Origin of the sequence: Streptomyces canus (assembly GCF_030815415.1) — a bacterium.
In the GTDB taxonomy this organism is placed as follows: domain Bacteria; phylum Actinomycetota; class Actinomycetes; order Streptomycetales; family Streptomycetaceae; genus Streptomyces; species Streptomyces canus_F.
Genome location: NZ_JAUSWW010000001.1, coordinates 332,159 through 348,600 on the forward strand (window position 1 = coordinate 332,159; position 16,442 = coordinate 348,600).

The following is a 16,442-nucleotide window of genomic DNA, read 5'->3' on the forward strand; positions in this document are numbered from 1 at the left end:
GAAGGGCTCGATGGCCCGACATCCGATTAGCCGTTCATGACCCCAGCGACCTGCGGGGCCCTCGGTCTTGATCGGAGCTGGTGGCTCCCGAGCACGTAAGAGTTAGTCCCCGCAGGGGGCTTGGACCACGATCATCATCGGTGATCAAGTGTTTGCTCTCGATGCCGACGGCGAGCGTCAGCACACGTCAGTCTTCTTTGAGGGCTCATGGCCCCGATCGTCGGTGGACGTTGTGCTGACGCCGGCGGTCAGCATCGAGAAGGTGCTTCACCGGGCTCAGCTACCGCCCATTAGATCAACGGCCGCAAACGGCACCTGGTCGTGGACACCAAGGGCCTGCCCTTATTCGTCATGGTCACCCCGGCCGACATGACCGACCGCAACGCGGCGAAGGAAGTGCTCTTCCGGCTGCGGCTGATGCACCCCGAGATCACCATCGTCTGGGCCGACTCCGCCTATGCCGGACAGCTCGTGAGCTGGGCGAAGACATATCTGAGCCTGACGATCAAGACCGTCAGCCGCCCGAAGAACACTCCCGGGTTCGTCGTCCTGCCCCGGCGCTGGGTCGTCAAACGCTCCCACGCCTGGGGTATGCACGCCCGCCGACACGCCCGCGACTACGAACGGCTCATCCAGCACGGAGTCGTTGATCACCTGGGCCGCGATCATGCTCGTTACCAGGCGAATCACCCGCCGAGCGTCTCGCAGGAGCGGGCAGTCGGCCTCCCGCGAAGCGCAACGGGACTGATCAATCGGTGTCGGCCCTCACCACCGTCCGGACGGTGTGACCGTGCTGACGAGGTGGGCCGCCGGTCTTGTCCGCGTACGGCCTCCTCTCCAGGAGACGTAGCGCCCACATCCAGAGAACCTTGCGCGTCGCGGAGATGCCCGAGTCGAGCCAGCGGTCACCCTTCGGTTCGTCAGCGGTCACGCGGACGAACCGAAGGGCGACTGCGTTCCCTGCACGCACCTCGTCGCCCCAGGCGTCACACCAGCAAGGGACCGCCGCAGCGTTCGGCGCCGTCCTTCACCGCGATCAGATTGGCCTGCACATAGGAGATCTGGTTCCTGGAGTGCCAGTCGGTCGGGAAGTAGGTGACCAGCCGTGAGTTCTGGAATCGGGCCTGGATCTCCGGTACGAAGGCGCGGTACTGGTTGTCGGTGTAGTACCAGAACGAGTTCTCGTTGTAGTAGGCGACATGTGTCGGGTCCTGGTAGGCGCCCCGGCCGTCGGAGCTGGGCGTCTGGGTGAGGAGCATGCCGCCCGGTGCCAGCAGGCGGTACAGCTCATTGATCAGTGGAATCTTCGCGGGCACGTGTTCCAGGAAGTCCACCGCCCTGAGCAGACCGACCGAGTCGTCAGGGAGGTCCAGGGGCGCTGGCAGCGTCGCAACGATGTCGACGCCGTCCCTTGCGTACTGGTCCACTCCCAGGTAGCCGGGCGGCTTGCGGTGCGCGGCGCCGAGGTCCAGCGCGAGCAGCCCACGCCGCTTGGTCCAGGCGAGCGCGTTGCTCTCGATGTATTTGTCGTACAGGGCGACGGTCTCGCGCTGGATGTGCGAGTTGATCTCGGTGTCGCGCTGGGTGTTGTCGGGGTGCATTCGTTGCATGTACAGGCATCGGGGGATGCGGTGGAAGTCACCGGCCTGGAAGAGACGGCACATCAAGTCCTGGTCGTCCAGCACCGTGCGCGTGGCGTCATACCCGCCGACCTGCTCGTACGTGTCCCTGCGGAACGCCCGCACATGGTTGGGGGCGTACCAGATGTACGAGACGTTGTGCGGTGTCGGTGCCATGGAGATGGCTTGCAGGAGGCGGCGGCCGTCGACGTCCGCCTCCTCGTACTGCCAGCCGTGCGCCTCGTTGAACCGTGTGGCGTCCCGGCTTCCGTCCTCGGTGATCTGAGCGGTGTGGCTGTAGACGAAGACGACGTCGGGATGCTCGTCGAAGGCCTTCGCCAGTTCCGCCAGGCAGTCCTTCGCCAGCAGGTCGTCGTGGTCGAGCTCGACGAGGATCTCGCCGCGTGCCACTTCGCAGGCACGGCGTTTGGCGGCTCCAACCCCCCTGATATCGTCCGCGACCTCTACCCGGACACGGTCGTCAGGGCGTTCCGGCCGCCATCGCGCGCCGTTGTTGAGGAGGACGATCCACTCCCAATCGGAGCAGGTCTGCGCTTGCAGGGTCGCGAGGCATTCGTCCAGGAAACGCGGTCGGTGGCTGGGGGTGAAGACGGAGAACCGCGGGGTCGGGGAAGAAGTCATTCCGTGGTACCTACCTGAGTGGCTGTCAGTGCTGCGATCGCGGAATCCCGGAACTCCTCCGGGACGTGCTGTAGAAGCGATGGGTCGGCGCGGACGGCGAGGCCGAAGGCGTCCTCGGCCTCTTCGTCCCGGCCCTTCTTCGCCAGGGCCTGTCCAAGGTGCAGCTGGGCCGTGGCGGCTTTCGGATCGGCGCCCACGATGTGCCGCAGGATCGCGATCGCCTGATCGGTGTGGCTCGACTCGATCAGGAGCGCCTTGTTGTAGAGGGCCGATTCGAAATTCGGGTCGATCTTGAGGGCGTGGTCGTAAGCCGCGCGTGCGTCGGCTGCCTTGTTGTCGTGCTGGGCGATGACGCCGAGGTTGTACCAGGCGAGTTTGTTGGCGGGGTTCACGTTCAGGTCCAGGACCTGTCGGAAGCTATGCGTCGCCCCGGGGAAATCCTTGTTTTCGCCCTGCCTGATGCCCGCTTGGAGCAGTGCCTCCGCCCGCGCGGCACGCTTGGCCACAGGTGATTCGGGCCCGGAAGCAGTCGAAGGCGTGGTCTTGGGGTCCCCTGTGAGCAGTTGGACCCAACCGGTGGCCACATTGGCGACCACGACTGCTGCGGTGAGTCCGGTCCACAGTGCGATCCGCTTTTTCACGGGGGTCTACCTCGCCGATCCGGTGACGCGACTGAGCCGGGCGACAGGGGCAAGCGCGGTTGGCTGTGCGGACGATGCTCCCGGGGGCCGTCGCCCGGTGCGGCCGTGAGCGGCAGCCGGCCGAGCCTGGGGTGTCACGGTGCGGGGGTTCACGGCGCGCATACCGCGTAGACAGTGACTGTGCCCACACCGTTGGAGGTGGCCTGCCAGCCAGTAGCCGGGGAACCCCCGACAGGACGGCTGCTGAGCATCTGGAGGCCGAGGACCGACGTGGTCTGGTAGCCGCCGCCGAGGGCGAATGTACCAGCGGGGCAAAGGACAGTGGCTTGGCCTGTGCCGCTGTTGGAGACGACCGTGCTCTGCGCCCCTGGGCTCGCGCCCTGGTTGCCCTGGAAGCCCTGGTTGCCTTGGAATCCCTGAGTGCCCTGCGCACCGGGGCCGCCCTGGCTTCCCTGGGCACCGGCACCGCCCTGGAACCCCTGATTGCCTTGCGCGCCGACGTTGCCTTGGCTACCTTGCGCGCCGGCACTGCCCTGGACGCCCTGCGCGCCCGTAGCTCCTTGGCCGCCCTGCGCTCCGGTGCCGCCCTGGAATCCCTGCTGTCCCTGGAAGCCCTGGGTGCCCTGGGCTCCGGTGCCGCCCTGGAAGCCCTGATTGCCCTGCGTGCCCTGCGCGCCGACGTTGCCTTGGCTGCCTTGCGTGCCGGCACTGCCCTGGGTGCCCTGGGCTCCGGTGCCGCCCTGGGCGCCCTGTGCGCCGGTGCCGCCCTGGAAGCCCTGGCTGCCCTGGAACCCCTGGGTGCCCTGCGCGCCTTCGTCGCCCTGGAAGCCCTGATTGCCCTGCGCGCCCTGCGCGCCGACGTTGCCTTGGCTGCCTTGCGTGCCGGCACTGCCCTGGGTGCCCTGGGCTCCGGTGCCGCCCTGGGCGCCCTGTGCGCCGGTGCCGCCCTGGAAGCCCTGGCTGCCCTGGAACCCCTGGGTGCCCTGCGCGCCTTCGTCGCCCTGGAAGCCCTGATTGCCCTGCGCGCCCTGCGCGCCGACGTTGCCTTGGCTGCCTTGCGTGCCGGCACTGCCCTGGGTGCCCTGGGCTCCGGTGCCGCCCTGGGCGCCCTGTGCGCCGGTGCCGCCCTGGAAGCCCTGGCTGCCCTGGAACCCCTGGGTGCCCTGCGCGCCTTCGTCGCCCTGGAAGCCCTGATTGCCCTGCGCGCCCTGCGCGCCGACGTTGCCTTGGCTGCCTTGCGTGCCGGCACTGCCCTGGGTGCCCTGGGCTCCGGTGCCGCCCTGGGCGCCCTGTGCGCCGGTGCCGCCCTGGAAGCCCTGGCTGCCCTGGAACCCCTGGCTGCCCTGCGCGCCTTCGTCGCCCTGGAAGCCCTGACTGCCCTGGCTGCCCTGCGCACCGGTGCCGCCCTGGAACCCCTGACTGCCCTGGGCACCGGTGCCGCCCTGGAACCCCTGCGTGCCCTGCGGGCCGACGTTGCCTTGGCTGCCCTGGCTGCCGGCGTCACCCTGGCTGCCCTGGACTCCGGTGCCGCCCTGGAAGCCCTGGCTGCCCTGGAAGCCCTGACTGCCCTGGTTCCCCTGCACACCGGTTTCGCCCTGACTGCCCTGACTGCCCTGGAACCCCTGGGTGCCGGGGCTGCCCTGGCTGCCCTGCGGCCCAGCTCCCGAACCACCCGGGCTGCCCTGCGCACCCTGGGAACCCTGCGGACCGATACCACCCTGGGCACCCTGGACTCCCGCGCCGCCCTGAACACCGGGACCACCCTGGAAACCCTGGCTGCCCGCAGTCCCCGGCACACCCATGCCGCCCTGCGTCCCCTGACTTCTGAGCGGCCTCGCGTTTTCCGGACAGGCGTCTGACTGTCTATGTCACGCGGCGAATCGCAACTTCTCATACTCGGCGTGGACTTCGCGCGGAGGACGGTAACCCACCGCCGAGTGGAGGCGTTTGCGATTGTACCAGAATTCGATATAGCGAGTGATGTCCTGTCGGGCGGCCTCGCGGGTCAGGTAAGTGACCCTTGATACGCGCTCGTTCTTCAGGGCGCCGAAGAATGATTCGGCCATGGCGTTGTCGAAACAGATTCCGGTGCGGCCGGAGGATCTGCGGAGCCCGAACCGGTCGAGTGTCGTCTTGAACTCGGCTGACATGTAGTTGCTTCCGCGGTCGGAGTGAAATATCGCGCCGGCGGAGAGGCTCCTGTTACGGGCCGCGTTGTGGATCGCCCTGGATATCAGGGGGGTTTGATAGTGGTCGTCCATCGCATAACCGATGACTTCCTTCGTGCAGCATTCGATGACCGTTGCGAGGTACAGCCAGCCTTCCCCGGTGGGGATGTAAGTAATGTCGCCAACAAGTTTTTCGCCGGGTGCGTCAGCGGTGAAGTTTCGGCCGACGAGGTCCGGCACCTGGCCGGCCGCGGCCTGGGTGAGGCTGGACCTCTTCGGCCGCGGCTGGCAGGGCTCAAGGCCCAACTCGCGCATGAGTAGGCGGACAAGTTCCAGGCCGGCGGTGACGCTCCAACGGTCCAGCTGGGCCTGGATGCGCCGGTGCCCGTAGGTGCCGTCGGACATGTCGAAGGCTTTCTCGATGAGCAGTTTCAGTTCCCCGCGCCGCTGGGCCGTCGCGGATTCCGGGCGGGATCGCCAGTCGTAGTAGCCGGATCTGGAGACGCCGAGTCGACCGCACATGAACTCGACGCTGTATGCGCACTCCGTAGTGTCGAGCCGCATCTCGTCGATGAACTCGTACTTGCTTGCTACCGGGGATCCTTGGCGAAGTACGCTGCGGCTTTTTTCAGGAAGGTCACTTCCATCTCCAGCTCGCGGTTACGTCGTTCGAGTTCTTTGAGGCGTGCCCGCTCGTTCACGCTCAGTTCCGCATCGGGAGCCGGTTCCTGCTGCTTCTGGTGCTTCTTGACCCAGCCGCGCAGTGTCTCCGGGTTCAGCTCAAGCTCCCGGGCGACTTCGGAGATCGTCTTGCTCGACCTCAACGCGATCTGGACGGCTTCCTCGCGGAACTCCGGCGAGTACTTACTGGGTGGCGCCACTTCTTCCTCGTTTCCTGTTCAGGACAACCCTATTGGGTCCCTGTCCGGGAACTTCGTGGCCCCTCACTTCCCTGACTTCCGGAACCACCCTGACTTCCCTGCAGGCCCTGGCTGCCGATACCACCCTGACTGCCCTGCGTGCCGGTGTCGCCCTGGCTCCCCTGGATTCCGCTTCCCTGGAACCCTTGCGCGCCGGTGTCACCCTGGAATCCTTGACTGCCCTGAGTTCCTTGCGCACCGGTGTCACCCTGGAACCCCTGGCTGCCCTGCGCGCCTTCGTCGCCCTGGCTGCCCTGGCTGCCCTGTGAACCGACGCCGCCCTGGCTCCCCTGTACTCCAGCACCGCCCTGGCTGCCCTGGCTGCCCTGGGCTCCGGCGTCGCCCTGGCTCCCCTGGACTCCGATACCGCCCTGACTGCCCTGCGGCCCGGCACCGCCCTGGCTGCCCTGCGCACCTGCGTCGCCCTGGCTACCTTGGCTGCCCTGGGCTCCGTCACCGCCCTGGCTGCCCTGGACTCCAGCACCGCCCTGGCTGCCCTGGCTGCCCTGGCTGCCGATATCGCCTTGGGTGCCCTGGACTCCGATACCGCCCTGACTGCCCTGCGGCCCGGCACCGCCCTGGCTGCCCTGGGCTCCGGCCTCTCCCTGGCTGCCCTGGCTGCCCTGGGCTCCGGTACCGCCCTGGCTTCCCTGCGCCCCGGCATCGCCCTGGCTCCCCTGGAAACCCTGCGTCCCCATATCGCCCTGGCCGCCCTGGACTCCGGCGTCGCCCTGGCTGCCCTGACTGCCTTGGCTGCCGGTACCGCCCTGGCTGCCCTGGGCTCCGTCACCGCCCTGGCTGCCCTGGACTCCGGCTCCGCCCTGGAAGCCCTGGCTGCCCTGGAAGCCCTGACTGCCCTGGTTCCCCTGCACACCGGTTTCGCCCTGACTGCCCTGACTGCCCTGGAACCCCTGGGTGCCGGGGCTGCCCTGGCTGCCCTGCGGCCCAGCTCCCGAACCACCCGGGCTGCCCTGCGCACCCTGGGAACCCTGCGGACCGATACCACCCTGGGCACCCTGGACTCCCGCGCCGCCCTGAACACCGGGACCACCCTGGAAACCCTGGCTGCCCGCAGTCCCCGGCACACCCATGCCGCCCTGCGTCCCCTGACTTCCCTGACTGCCGGAACCACCCTGACTTCCCTGGGCTCCGGTACCACCCTCGGCGCCCTGGCTGCCCTGCGCTCCGGTATCGCCCTGGTTGCCCTGCGCACCGGATCCGCCCTGACTGCCCTGACTTCCGGTGCCGCCTTCGGTGCCCTGGCTGCCCTGTGCTCCTGGACCGCCCTGGCTGCCCTGGCTGCCGGGGCCGCCCTGGAACCCTTGGCTGCCCTGCGTTCCTTCGCCGCCCTGACTGCCCTGCGCTCCCGCATCACCCTGACTGCCCTGGCTGCCGGGACCACCCTGGCTCCCCTGGCTGCCGGCGTCGCCCTGGCTGCCCTGACTGCCCTGCGCTCCCGCGTCACCTTGACTGCCCTGCGCCCCGGCGCCGCCCTGGCTGCCCTGGGCTCCGGTACCGCCTTCGCCGCCCTGACTGCCCTGCGCTCCCGCATCACCCTGACTGCCCTGGCTGCCGGGACCACCCTGGCTCCCCTGGCTGCCGGCGTCGCCCTGGCTGCCCTGACTGCCCTGCGCTCCCGCGTCACCTTGACTGCCCTGCGCCCCGGCGCCGCCCTGGCTGCCCTGGGCTCCGGTACCGCCTTCGCCGCCCTGACTGCCCTGCGCTCCCGCATCACCCTGACTGCCCTGGCTGCCGGCACCGCCCTGACTGCCCTGGCTGCCGGCATCGCCCTGGCTGCCTTCGCTGCCCTGCGGACCGATACCGCCCTGACTGCCCTGCGGGCCGGCGTCGCCTTGGCTTCCCTGGACTCCGGCGCCGCCCTGGAACCCCTGGCTGCCCTGAAATCCCTGGCTGCCCTGGTCTCCTTGGGCGCCCGTGCCGCCCTGGACTCCCTGGCTGCCTTGGCTGCCCTGGAACCCCTGGGTGCCGGGGCTGCCCTGACTGCCCTGCGGCCCAGCTCCCGAACCACCCGGACTGCCCTGCGCACCCTGGGAACCCTGCGGACCGATACCACCCTGGGCACCCTGGACACCGGCGCCGCCCTGAACACCGGGACCACCCTGAGTGCCAGGAACGCCCTGGGATCCTGGTGTGCCGGTGTCGCCCTGGAACCCCTGACCGCCTTGGCTTCCCTGGGCTCCGATCCCGCCTTGACTGCCCTGATTTCCCTGGCTGCCAAGCCCGCCCTGACTTCCCTGCGCCCCGAGACTGCCCTGACTGCCCTGACTTCCAGGACCGCCCTGGCTGCCTTCGCTGCCCTGAGCTCCGGCGCCCCCCTGACTGCCCTGCGCTCCGACGTCCCCCTGACTTCCCTGCGCCCCGGCACCGCCCTGACTGCCCGGACCTCCCTGCGCCCCCGCGTCGCCCTGACTTCCCTGCGAACCCGTACTGCCCTGACTGCCCTGACTTCCAGGACCGCCCTGGCTGCCTTCGCTGCCCTGAGCTCCGGCGCCCCCCTGACTGCCCTGCGCTCCGGCACCGCCCTGACTGCCTTCGCTGCCCTGAGCTCCGGCGCCCCCCTGACTGCCCTGCGCTCCGACGTCCCCCTGACTTCCCTGCGCCCCGAGACCGCCCTGATTGCCCTGGAACCCCTGACTCCCTTGGGAACCCTGGGACCCGGTGCCCTGGCTGCCCTGAGTGCCTTGGACCCCCTGCGTGCCCTGCGTCCCCTGAAACCCCTGAGTGCCCTGGAACCCCTGAGTCCCCTGAGTTCCTTGGAACCCCTGGGTGCCCTGGGTGCCCTGGGGCCCTTGGGGGCCTGGTGGGTGGGGGTGCGGGTGCTTATGTGGCTTGCCACTGCCCGTTCCGTGCCCGCCTGGTTCGTCACCGTCGTCATCGGCCGTCCGCGGTTGGCGGAGCTCGAAGTCGGCACTCACAGCACCGTTCGGGCCTGGTACACCGATGGAGTAATCGACAGACATACCTGCCGCGTTGGCTGGAGCGGACGTCGACGAACCGAGATTGACGAACAGGCCAAGAGTCCCCGCCGCCGAGAGCGCAGTGACAGCCCGGACCCACGATCTGCGAAGAGACTGACGCTTCATGACGGAACCTTCCTGCATCGCTGAGAACTAGTACGCAGAGGTGGGTGACGGGTCACATGGGCATGCCACGCCAGCACGTCGGACGGCATGAATGAGCGCCCGAACTGTTGCGCAGTCGTGCCGACATCAGTGTGCAGGGGCCCGATTCCACGCCGATGCTTGACAGCGAATGTCGCTGCACTTCATTCAATTGGCGTACGGTCCTGCATTCGGGCTGTCGTCCTTCGCTTCTGGGGCCTGTCCGGGGCTGAACGACAGGAATAGATGCTCTCCGCCAGGCATGCGTCGTACGACGGCAGCATCCCCCTCGCCACCACCTCGGCCCACGACGGTGCCGCCGCGTCCCTGGCGGAGAGCAGCGGTGCGTCGGCCGGCCACTCGATGCCCGGGTCCGGATCGAGCGGATGGACCGCGTGCTCGCCGGTCGGCCGGTACGTCGTCGAGCAGAGGTACGTCAGGGTCGCGTCGTCGGTGAGCGCGCAGAAGCCATGACCCCAGGTCGACCACCACGTCGCACACCGCACCGCGCACGCAGGTGACGTACTTGGCCTGCCCACCGCCTCCGCCAGCCGGTCGAAGCGGTACCCCTCGGTGAACAGCCCGCGCTGGTCGCCGTGCACCTGCGGGACGATCTCGAACGCGCCGGCGATCGTCAACTCGCGGATTTTCACCGCTCACCCTCCTCGAGCAGCCCGGGAAGGTACTGGCCGTACCCGCTGTGGAGCAGCGGCTTTGCCAGCAGGCGCAGTTGGGAGTCGCCGACGAGCCCGGACCGCCACACCGTCTCTTCGACGCAGCCGACCTTGAGGCCCTGCCGCTCCTCGATCACCCGGACGAACTCCGAGGCCTGGACCATCGAGGCGAAGGTCCCGGTGTCCAGCCAGGCCGTGCCCCGGTCGAGCGGGGTGACGTAGAGCTCACCGGTGTCCAGATGGGCCCCGGTTGACCTCCGTGGTCTCCAACTCCCCACGAGTGCTGGGGCGAAGGCCCTGGGCGATCTCCACCGCCCGGTTGTCGTAAAAGTACAGTCCGGGCACCGTGTACCTGGATTTCGGACGGGCCGGCTCCTCCTCGATGCTCAGCACCTGACCCAGCTCGTCGAACTCCACCACCCCGTACGCCGACGGGTCGGCGACGGGGTGGGCGAACACCCTGCCGCCCTTCATGTCGGAGTGCTGGGCGAGCCTGGTGCCGAGGCCGCTGCCGTGGAAGATGTTGTCGCCCAGAATCAGGGCAACAGCCTCGTCCCTTTGGTCGCCGAGCGCCGCCAGGCCCCGTCTGAGCGAGGCGGGCGAAATCCGTGCGGTGAGGCGCTGCCGACTCGATCAGTGTGATGAACAGGGAGATCATGCCGTCCTTGTTATCCACCAGCTCGATGATGCGGGCCAGCTGGTGAGCACCGTCTGCCGGTCGCGATCACCGAAGATTACGGACGTCGCGCCAGGAAGACGAACCCCTTCCTGGGCGGTCGGGCGCATCACGACCGGGAACTGGGCTACAACCGCGCCGGGTGCCCGGTCGACGCCGCACAAGGCTTGATGGCACGGGACACCAGCCCGTCAGCCGCCAACCGGTCGACCTCGCCATCGAAGCCCTTAGCTGGGAAAACACGCACCGGAGCTTTGCAAACAGGCACTCAGCTTGTTCTTTATCTTCCGTCCGCGTCGCAGGGCGGGGACGGAAGGTTCCAGATGGCGTCTGACCGGCTGACGATCTTTCGGAGTTCGCGGGCGCTTCGTGGCGATACAGCCTGCATCACGATGTCGAGGAGAGCTCGGGCTTCGAGCGGGTCGCCGCAGCAGTACCAGTGCACGTTGCCCCACTCGTAGTCGTGCCACAGAGCACGCTCGGGCTGGTGGACGTAGTCCTTCCACAGGCCCACAGCCGTGCTGACGTCGCCCGGCTGCAGATAGTTTCGGGTGCGCTCGAGTTCGATGATCTCGGACAGCGCACGCGAAGACAGGCCGTCGATAACCGGCCGCGCACCCGTTGTCCGGTGGCTGCCGGCGGCGCCGGCACGGATCCGTCCGGGCCGCCTACGCGGCATGGACCTTTCGGTTCGTCGTCATGCGGTACATGGTGCCACCGTCTCGAATGGCATCTCGAACGGATTTGCTCACCCGGGTATTCGCCGGACGTGGGAGCGGCCTTCGCCTGATCCTGTGCTCCGACCAAGGTGCACGTGACCACGACGAAGGCCGTGAGGGTGAGTCTGCTGCCTGATGCTGTCCGGAGGGAAGCGTTCGCGGAGGCATCACGCTTCCGGGGCGAGTTCTACGCATGCCTGACCGCTCGGCGCGACGAATTGTCTGAGTTGGTGGACGCGGTGCTGTGTGCGGACGGTGCGGTGAAGTCCCCGGTGGATTTGACGCTGTTGCCCAAGCATCGGTGCCATGAGGTCCATGGACAACCGCCCACCGATCGCCACGAAGAGCCGCAAGCGCCAGAACGGCCACCTATAACTTTTCAGGTGCCTGTACTCGGCTTTCGGTCCTGATAATGACCGCACCATCGGTGGCGCGACGCTGTTGGGCCACCGAGGCCCGCTCAGCCAGATGGGGGTGCACCAGCCCGGGTTGCCCGGCGCGCTGGTTTCGGCCCAGTGAGGTGCACGAGCACATTGGGACGAGCAACGCTGCGACGTAGAAGCGAACTTGACGAGAGGGAGACAACATGCGGATCAGCCACGGGAGCATCGTCAAGCGTCTGACAGGCCGACGCTTGCTCCGAGCCCTCACCACAGGTGCAGCGGCCACAGTACTTGCTGTGGGTGCGTCGGCTGGAACTGCGAACGCGGCCACCTGGACCTCCAATACGAGGGTATGGGTGTCGGCCGATGACCCCGGCGGCCTCGGCGCGTCCTCGGTTCTGCTACGGGACGCAAAGACCTACTACACGGTGCTGTTCGAGCCCCACGGCGAGGAGCTGCTCATGGAGGACCTGCTGGCCGACGGGCACGCGGCACGGGCCGAAGTGATCGTGGTCAACGCGAGCGGCAGGTTCGTAGAAAGCGACACCTTCTACTCGTCCACGGCCGATGGAGCCAGGTGGATCAACCTGGGCACCCCTGATGGCAGCGGCAACATCCCCGAGGATTACGAGGTCCGGATCAGAGTCTGCATCAACGAGACCTCCACGTGCTCCTGGTGGGAGTCTGGCATCGCCTGACGAGCAGGCATGGGCAGCCGGCGCTAAGCGCGGAGCGGCGGGCGGATCTCGATGCCCTCGACATGCGCTGGTAGACGCTGCAGGCCGCGGGGCAGGCCGGAAGCCGGTGCAGAACATCCGCGCCGGGAACCACCCAGCGGGTAGGGTCGGGGCCACCAGTTGGCGTCGTATGGGCGGGTGGGTGATGACGGTTCCCACGGTCGGTACGAGCCTGTCAGGCGACTGCCTGCTGGCACGGGTCAGCGGCGACATGATCTACGAGAACCAGGCGCTGCTGCGCGGGCAGTTCGAGGACCTCCTCCAGCACTCCGCACGCTGCATCGTGCTGGACATGACCCAGGTCGCGTTCTGTGACTCCACCGGACTGAACACGCTGCTGAACCTGCGCCGCCAGGCCGAGAAGGAGAACACGGTCCTGTTCCTCGCCTGCGTGCCCGCATCCCTGCGGCGCGTCGTGGAGCTCACCGGGACCGACCAGCTCCTGCCGGTCTACGACACCGTCACCGACGCCCAAATGGCCTGGACACGCAAAAAACCTGAGAACAAGCAACCAGCTCGCTGAGACCCGGTCTCGCACCGGCCGCCAGCCCCACCACCGCGCCCGGGCGGGGGCAGCCGGCTCAGGAAGCGTGCCGGCGCGACCCAGTCCATTCGAATCGCGGTCAACTGCCTGTTTCCGTAACGAGGTTCGTCGCCTCACACGACACGGGCTGATCGCGGTGGGAGGCTCCCAGTAGCCGGCCGCCGCCGCTCACACGGCGGCTGACGGGCGCGAGGAGCGGCTCCCCCGGCCTTGAGTCCTCGTGTGTGGTGCCCGCCGGCGTCGGCGCCGCGGGAGGTGCCCCGTCGCCGGCGGGCTGGGGCTGGAGCCGCGATGTCGGCGATGCGGCTCCAGCTTGCCTTTGCGGTCCAGCCTGTGCTGCCAGAAGGGTAGTCGTAGTCAGCAGCGTGGGTGATCGGAAGCGCAGCGTTTTGCCAGGCAGCTGCACGAGGAGACAGAGCTGGACGCGTCCAAGGTCGCGGCCGGGACGAAGGGAGCTCACCACTTCAGAGGCGCAACCCGCACCGCAACACCATCGGCCGACAAGCCGCTCACGTCGAAAGCGTGGAATCGGTGCGCACCCTGGAGAACCGTCGCCCGTCCGGGGGAACAGTGGCTGATGCGGCTCGGGCAGTGGAAGGCGTCGACCATGCCTGCGTCTGTGCCGTCCAGCTGGTCGTTGCCCGAGCCGATGCGCGCCGTGCCGGTCACCGATCCGGCGCTGCCCGCAGGATGGACGGCGCAGTTGAAGTGGGATGGCTACCGGGCGCTGGCCGGCCGGTGGGCCCACGGCCGTGTCGCCGTGCGCAGCCGTAACGGCAGCGATCTGGCCCGGGCGTTCCCGGAGATTGAGGAGGCCGTCCGCCGGCTGCCCGACGATACGGCGGTCGACTGCGAGCTCATCGTGTGGGAGGCGGGCCGGCTCGCGTTCGACCGTCTCCAGCAGCGCATGCACCACCGCGGTACGGCCGCCGTCCGCGCGGCCGTCGAATTCGCGGCGCACCTGGTCGCCTTCGACCTGCTGCGCGTGCACGGCTCGGATATGACCGGACGCCCCTTCAGCGAACGCTACGCCGCGCTGGAGGCGTTGTTCCTCGAGCACCACCTGTCGGCGCCCTGGTCGCTGTGCCCGACCACGACCGACCCGGAGCAGGCAGCCGCGTGGCTGGCCGACTACACGGCCGTCGGCATCGAGGGCCTGGTGTTCCGGCCCCTGACGGGACGGTATGTGCCGGGCGGGCGCGGGTGGACCAAGTACAAGGCGCGCCAGACCACGGAGGCGATCGTCGGCGCGGTCACCGGCAGCCCGCACGCGCCCACCACCGCATTGTTGGCCCGCTACGACAACAGCGGCCGTCTGCGGTACATCGGCCGCACCACCACGCTGGGTGCAGCCGTCCGGCACGCCCTCGCCGACCGGCTGCGCGCCGGGGACGCCGACCACGCGTGGACGGGGCGAAGCTTCCGTGTGGGGTGGGGCTCGCGGGAGCAGTTGTCGGTGCACCTGGTCGTGCCCGGCCGGCGAGCCCTGGGCGTGGCCGGCACCGTCGCCGTACGCCGCGGCTCCGCCGGCCTGCGCAGCGTCGGCGCGTGCGTGCTCATCCCGTGCGGCCCCGGCGGAATCTCGAATCCGCCGGGGCGTCCACCACCGGGGAGATCAGCGCCTGCTCACCGGGCAGCGCGGAGGATGAGGTCGGTTACCGCCGCCGGGTGCGAGACCGTGACTGCGTGCGAGGCGCTGTCGATGGTGACGGTGTGGGCGTGGGCTCGCTCGGCCATCCACTGCTCGGCCTTGGGCGGGATGTTGTAGTCCTCGCCGGCGATCAGGGCGTAGGAGGGGATGTCCTGCCAAGCCGCCTCTGAGGCCTTCTCCTCCAGGGCGAGAGTGGAGACAGGCCGCTGGGTGGCCGCCATGATCGCGGCGGTGGTGACGGGTACGTCGGCGGCGAACTGCTGGTGGAACCTGTCCTGACGGATGGTCAGCTCGGTGCCGGTGCCGCCGCCGGGAAGCGGGTAGGAGGCAGCGTTGACGGCCTCGCCCAGGGTACTGCCGGGGAACTTGGTGGCCAGCTCGCCGGCGCTTTCGCCGACGTTCGGGATGAATGCGGCGATGTAGACCAGTGCCTTGACGTCAGGGTCCCCGGCGGCGGCCTCGGTGATCACCGAGCCGCCGTAGGAGTGGCCGACCAGGACCACCGGCCCCTCCACGGTGTCCAGGACACTGCGCAGGTAGGCGGCGTCGCTGCTCAGACCACGCAGCGGGTTGGCCGTGGCGACGACCGGGTAACTGTCGCGCTGCAGGCGCTGGATGACGCCGGACCAACTGGAGGCGTCGGCAAAAGCGCCATGGACGAGCACGATGGTCGGCTTGGCCTTGCCCGCCCCGGCCTTGTGTGAGGCGGCGCTGGTGCTCACTGTGCCGGCGGCAAGAAGGGAGCCGGTCACCATAGAAGCGATGGTCACGGTGGCGACGTTGTGGACGGTTGAGCGGATGCGAGAGAAACGGAACATGACGTCCTCCTAGGAGGTGGTTGCAGCGAAACGGGTCTTGCGGGAAGGTCGCGCGGCGTGGAGAGTCGGCCAGCCGCGGATTCGACGCTTTCAGGAAGCGGCAGCGGCCCTCTTCCGCCTCTGCGGAGCGGCCGTTCTTGGCATCGGTGGTCCTGATGCGCTCAGACGCGGACGAGGGGTGTGTCGACCAGGTGTTCGGCAAGGAACCAGGCCTGCAACTCACCGGTGCGGATCACTTGCGAGACCAGAACGTCATTGGTGCCGTCATCGCCCAGCTCGGCGCTGCGGGCGGCCACGTCATGGGCCTTGACCAGGATCGTCTCATGCGCCTCCAGCAACCGCGCGAGCATCCCCGGGACTTCCTCCACCCCATCAGGCGGACGTGGAATCGACGTGATCTCGGCGACGTGCCGGGGATCCCCCACCGCGACGCCGCCCAGGGTCTGAACCCGCTCGGCGATCGTGTCGACGAGTTCCAGTTGCTCTCCCGCATGCTTGTCCAGCAGCACGTGCAACTGGTAAAAGGTCGCGCCCCGCATGTTCCAATGGTGCTTCTTGTAGAGGCTGTAGAGGATCTGCGTGTCAGCCAGGACCTTGTTCAGGCGTCGGCAGGAGTACATGCGTGTGTCGTAGGACAAGCCGAGAGGCAACTGCTTGACCGTCGCGAACTCCTGGATCACCTTGCCCTTTTGATGCAGCCACGGCTGGCTGCTCACGGGGTTGGGGCTGGTGGTCATGAAGCGCCTCCTGGGTGCCGTGCTTGCGATACGTGAGGGACGCTAGGCCCTGACATCGGCAACGCGTTGACCAAGAGCGCATGCGATGATCCCCATGAGCGCACCGCCGCGTGCGGCGCTGGCGCCAGGCACCCCTTGCCGGCGGGCGACCGTGCACTCAGCAGGACGGGTCCGACACCTTCGACGCCGGGTCGTGAACCCGCCCACCGGGATACGGCTCGGGTGCGCCATCGCCAGGCGAACGCCATGACAACATCACGCATTCAAGATCATCAATCAGGTTTCCGGCTCCCCGACCGCAATCCAGAATTTACCGTCACGGAGCGACTGCGGCAGTACGCTTTCCGTTGAAACCGTGTCGGAGATGGTCGAAGCGGGAGACGGTGGTCAA

The 16,442-nt window shown here is 68.4% G+C and carries 14 protein-coding genes and 3 pseudogenes; 7 read left to right on the forward strand and 10 right to left on the reverse strand.

Features of this window, described 5'->3' with window-relative positions:
- Positions 1–294: 294 nt before the first annotated feature.
- Positions 295–779: pseudogene (locus QF037_RS01545) on the forward strand (transposase); the annotation flags it as partial.
- Here QF037_RS01545 and QF037_RS01550 read toward each other — a convergent pair.
- From QF037_RS01550 to QF037_RS01560, 3 genes are read right to left on the reverse strand one after another with little or no spacing between them, the layout of a single operon-like run.
- Positions 749–931: a hypothetical protein gene (locus tag QF037_RS01550; RefSeq protein WP_307021034.1), complete on the reverse strand. Its 183-nt coding sequence runs from the start codon at positions 929–931 to the stop codon at positions 749–751. The pseudogene QF037_RS01545 and the gene QF037_RS01550 sit on opposite strands and share 31 nt — an antisense overlap.
- A 55-nt stretch (positions 932–986) precedes the next feature.
- Complete coding sequence (locus tag QF037_RS01555) at positions 987–2,261, reverse strand: glycosyltransferase (protein ID WP_307021036.1); 1,275 nt, start codon at positions 2,259–2,261, stop codon at positions 987–989.
- Positions 2,258–2,902, reverse strand: a complete 645-nt coding sequence (locus QF037_RS01560; protein WP_307021038.1) for a tetratricopeptide repeat protein — start codon at positions 2,900–2,902, stop codon at positions 2,258–2,260. Before QF037_RS01560 ends, QF037_RS01555 begins: the two co-directional genes overlap by 4 nt.
- A 407-nt stretch (positions 2,903–3,309) precedes the next feature.
- Here QF037_RS01560 and QF037_RS01565 point away from each other — a divergent pair, with 407 nt between their 5' ends.
- The gene (locus QF037_RS01565; RefSeq protein WP_307021040.1) at positions 3,310–4,761 is read left to right on the forward strand and encodes a hypothetical protein; all 1,452 of its coding nucleotides are present in this window, start codon (positions 3,310–3,312) and stop codon (positions 4,759–4,761) included.
- Between the two features lie 9 nt (positions 4,762–4,770).
- On the opposite strand, the gene QF037_RS01570 is transcribed toward QF037_RS01565, so the two are convergent.
- Positions 4,771–5,951, reverse strand: a protein-coding gene (locus tag QF037_RS01570; RefSeq protein WP_307021042.1) for an IS3 family transposase whose coding sequence is annotated in 2 segments (ribosomal slippage) — positions 4,771–5,687 and positions 5,687–5,951 — 1,182 coding nt in all. Because the reading frame shifts where the segments join, the coding sequence is not laid out codon by codon here.
- Positions 5,952–6,424: 473 nt separating this feature from the next.
- Between QF037_RS01570 and QF037_RS01575 the strand changes: the two genes are divergently transcribed.
- Complete coding sequence (locus tag QF037_RS01575) at positions 6,425–9,118, forward strand: hypothetical protein (RefSeq protein WP_307021044.1); 2,694 nt, start codon at positions 6,425–6,427, stop codon at positions 9,116–9,118.
- 158 nt (positions 9,119–9,276) lie between these two features.
- On the opposite strand, the gene QF037_RS01580 is transcribed toward QF037_RS01575, so the two are convergent.
- From QF037_RS01580 to QF037_RS01595, 4 genes are all read right to left on the reverse strand, one after another.
- Entirely contained in the window at positions 9,277–9,765 is a 489-nt protein-coding gene (locus tag QF037_RS01580; RefSeq protein WP_373463638.1) for a dTDP-4-dehydrorhamnose 3,5-epimerase family protein, read from the reverse strand.
- The gene (locus QF037_RS01585; protein ID WP_307021047.1) at positions 9,762–9,950 is read right to left on the reverse strand and encodes a hypothetical protein; all 189 of its coding nucleotides are present in this window, start codon (positions 9,948–9,950) and stop codon (positions 9,762–9,764) included. The genes QF037_RS01580 and QF037_RS01585 overlap by 4 nt, the downstream gene beginning before the upstream one ends.
- Positions 9,951–10,011: 61 nt before the next feature.
- A complete protein-coding gene (locus QF037_RS01590; protein ID WP_307036932.1) occupies positions 10,012–10,392 on the reverse strand; it encodes a sugar phosphate nucleotidyltransferase in 381 nt (126 codons plus the stop codon).
- Between the two features lie 350 nt (positions 10,393–10,742).
- A complete protein-coding gene (locus tag QF037_RS01595; protein WP_307021049.1) occupies positions 10,743–11,141 on the reverse strand; it encodes a hypothetical protein in 399 nt (132 codons plus the stop codon).
- Positions 11,142–11,300: 159 nt separating this feature from the next.
- On the opposite strand from QF037_RS01595, the pseudogene QF037_RS01600 reads away from it, so the two are divergent.
- The 4 genes and pseudogenes from QF037_RS01600 to QF037_RS01615 form a co-directional block, all read left to right on the forward strand.
- Positions 11,301–11,483: pseudogene (locus QF037_RS01600) on the forward strand (NF041680 family putative transposase); the annotation flags it as partial.
- Positions 11,484–11,920: 437 nt separating this feature from the next.
- Entirely contained in the window at positions 11,921–12,262 is a 342-nt protein-coding gene (locus QF037_RS01605; RefSeq protein WP_307021050.1) for a hypothetical protein, read from the forward strand.
- Positions 12,263–12,446: 184 nt separating this feature from the next.
- A complete protein-coding gene (locus tag QF037_RS01610; RefSeq protein WP_307021052.1) occupies positions 12,447–12,824 on the forward strand; it encodes an STAS domain-containing protein in 378 nt (125 codons plus the stop codon).
- 670 nt (positions 12,825–13,494) lie between these two features.
- Positions 13,495–14,004, forward strand: a pseudogene (locus QF037_RS01615) (ATP-dependent DNA ligase); the annotation flags it as partial.
- Positions 14,005–14,471: 467 nt separating this feature from the next.
- Here the strand turns inward: QF037_RS01615 and QF037_RS01620 are convergent.
- Positions 14,472–15,314, reverse strand: coding sequence for an alpha/beta fold hydrolase (locus tag QF037_RS01620; RefSeq protein WP_307021054.1), 843 nt, complete (start codon positions 15,312–15,314; stop codon positions 14,472–14,474).
- Positions 15,315–15,475: 161 nt separating this feature from the next.
- Positions 15,476–16,051, reverse strand: coding sequence for a Dps family protein (locus QF037_RS01625; RefSeq protein WP_307021056.1), 576 nt, complete (start codon positions 16,049–16,051; stop codon positions 15,476–15,478).
- Positions 16,052–16,442 lie beyond the last annotated feature (391 nt).

Excerpts from the sequence above, each read along its gene's own strand:
- QF037_RS01555 (WP_307021036.1), bottom strand. The coding sequence starts at position 2,261 with ATGACTTCTTCCCCGACCCCGCGGTTCTCCGTCTTCACCCCCAGCCAC.
- QF037_RS01585 (WP_307021047.1), bottom strand. The coding sequence starts at position 9,950 with ATGGTCCAGGCCTCGGAGTTCGTCCGGGTGATCGAGGAGCGGCAGGGC.
- QF037_RS01595 (WP_307021049.1), bottom strand. The coding sequence starts at position 11,141 with ATGCCGCGTAGGCGGCCCGGACGGATCCGTGCCGGCGCCGCCGGCAGC.
- QF037_RS01610 (WP_307021052.1), top strand. The coding sequence starts at position 12,447 with ATGACGGTTCCCACGGTCGGTACGAGCCTGTCAGGCGACTGCCTGCTG.
- QF037_RS01620 (WP_307021054.1), bottom strand. The coding sequence starts at position 15,314 with ATGTTCCGTTTCTCTCGCATCCGCTCAACCGTCCACAACGTCGCCACC.
- QF037_RS01625 (WP_307021056.1), bottom strand. The coding sequence starts at position 16,051 with ATGACCACCAGCCCCAACCCCGTGAGCAGCCAGCCGTGGCTGCATCAA.